The following is a 1,881-nucleotide window of genomic DNA, read 5'->3' as shown; positions in this document are numbered from 1 at the left end:
ACTTTCAATCAGTCGATCCGAGCCGCCTTCAGCGACGACAGGTTGAGCGGAGGTAGCGGCAAATGCGTTCACTGCGAAAACCGAGAAAGCGATGCTGAGAAGGATTTGGCGTTTCATGATCGTGTGCTCCGGGTGTAAGTAGTTGGTATGGAGCAGATGTTACGCCGCAGGATTTTTAAGAGAATTTCATTGAAGTGATTGTGAACATCGACGGCATCGATAGGGCCGGCGACATACCGTTGGTGAGCGTGATGTAAGAGGGGTAAGTTCTGGGGCAGGTCATTGATTACATTGCGTATCAACTGTAATGCGCAGTACCCGCATTCTCATGACTACTCATCAGAATTACAGTCCCCCGGACGGTTTCCAGAACCTTACTCACTGCACAAATGAGGTGCCTCCCATGATTCGGAGCATGATGAAAACTGCTGGCCTGGCTGCACTTTTAGTGGCAGGCGCCGCAGTATCGCTGGCCCAGGCCGAATCTTTGCCGCTCGGTAAAGTCGGTTCAATACATAACGAAGACGTGGAATGGCGCAGCTTTCCTGCCTTCCCCAAGGAAGTAAGACTAGCGGTCATCGCAGGCGACCCCAGCAAGCCCGCGCCTTATGTCGTGCGAGTCAAAGTGCCCAACGGCGTCAAGCTGATGCCGCACACCCATCCTGAAGATCGCATCTACACCGTCATGTCTGGTGTGTTCTACATCGGTTTCGGTACCGTTTTTGACCCGGACAAACTGGTGGCCTATGGGCCGGGGAGTGTGGTGATTCTCCCGGCCAATACACCGCATTTCCATTGGGCGAAGTCTGGGGAGTACATCTCGCAGGTTTATGGGACAGGGCCGTTGGGGCTTGAGTATGTCGATAGCCATGATGATCCGCGGAATACGCCGAAGTGAGATAGATTTTCGTGTCTTGTGCGAAATTTTGGTTCCAGTTAGATGCTGCAGTTTCGAAGTAGGTTAGATTGAGGGTTCACCTAAAAAGGACGCTTGCGTGGTTACCTTCAATTTTTTCTTGAACGCCGCAGGGCTGGACATATCAAAGGTGCGGTTGGTTCGGCATCAGGATCAGCGCGCATCGCGGGGTAAGACACCTTACGATCTTTGGGTCGCTGCCGATGGGCGATTTGAGAAGTATCAATCGATCCAATCTAGAGATGTTTTCAGTAATGCTGATTGGGTAGCATCGTTCGTAGCTACTCCGCTTAACGAGACGCTCTTTGTGGGTATGTACCAGGTCGTCAGTAAATCCATCGTCCCTGTAGGGACGATGGATCCAGTAACTGGAGAGGATGTCAGTGGTTTACACCAATTTGACATGCTGCTTGATGATCACCTGTCAGATTATGCAGGGCGGTTGGTGATTGAATGGGGTCTTGGTCTACGCAGTTGGGTACAGCGGGCAGTTAACCAGGATAAAAAAGTCTTGGAGATGCGCCGAGTCGCGATCGAGCCTCCTTTCCCGGGATTCGGATCTTTCCGCTGGCCGATTCGTGAACTGAACTCTGTTCCCAATTCTTGGCGCACGGCGCTGTCAGTGGTTCGTGGTATTTATGTTTTGACCTGCCTCAAAACAGGCAAGTTGTATGTGGGCTCTGCTTACGGCTCGGGCGGCTTCTGGGGACGTTGGGAAGAGTATTTTGCTACTGGACATGGTGGAAATATTGGCCTGAAAGCGTTGGGAGAGCATGAATTTCAAGTTTCCATACTTGAAGTTTCATCATCAGCGGCGGGAGAGACGGAGATCATAGTCAGAGAAGGGGAGTGGAAAGAAAAATTGCTGACTCGACTGTTTGGACACAACATCAATTAACAGTGGTGCTCTAAATTAGGGAGGGTGTCAGAAATTTTGTGTTCGGGCATAACATGAGTAAGAGGTG

Annotated in this window: 2 protein-coding genes; both read left to right on the top strand. The window is 51.0% G+C overall.

The genetic code is table 11. From position 1 onward, the window contains the following. The first annotated feature begins 415 nt into the window (after positions 1-415). Positions 416-898, top strand: a complete 483-nt coding sequence (locus tag B0W55_RS29250; RefSeq protein ID WP_256576413.1) for a cupin domain-containing protein — start codon at positions 416-418, stop codon at positions 896-898. Between the two features lie 97 nt (positions 899-995). Further along, on the top strand, positions 996-1,814 hold the full coding sequence (locus B0W55_RS29245; RefSeq protein ID WP_077049367.1) for a GIY-YIG nuclease family protein: 819 nt from the start codon (positions 996-998) through the stop codon (positions 1,812-1,814). Positions 1,815-1,881: the final 67 nt, after the last annotated feature.

This window comes from Pseudomonas sp. KK4, from assembly GCF_001984065.1.
Lineage (GTDB): Bacteria > Pseudomonadota > Gammaproteobacteria > Pseudomonadales > Pseudomonadaceae > Aquipseudomonas.
The sequence above is the reverse complement of the archived record's forward strand: the minus strand, read 5'-3'. Positions and strand labels throughout refer to the sequence as shown.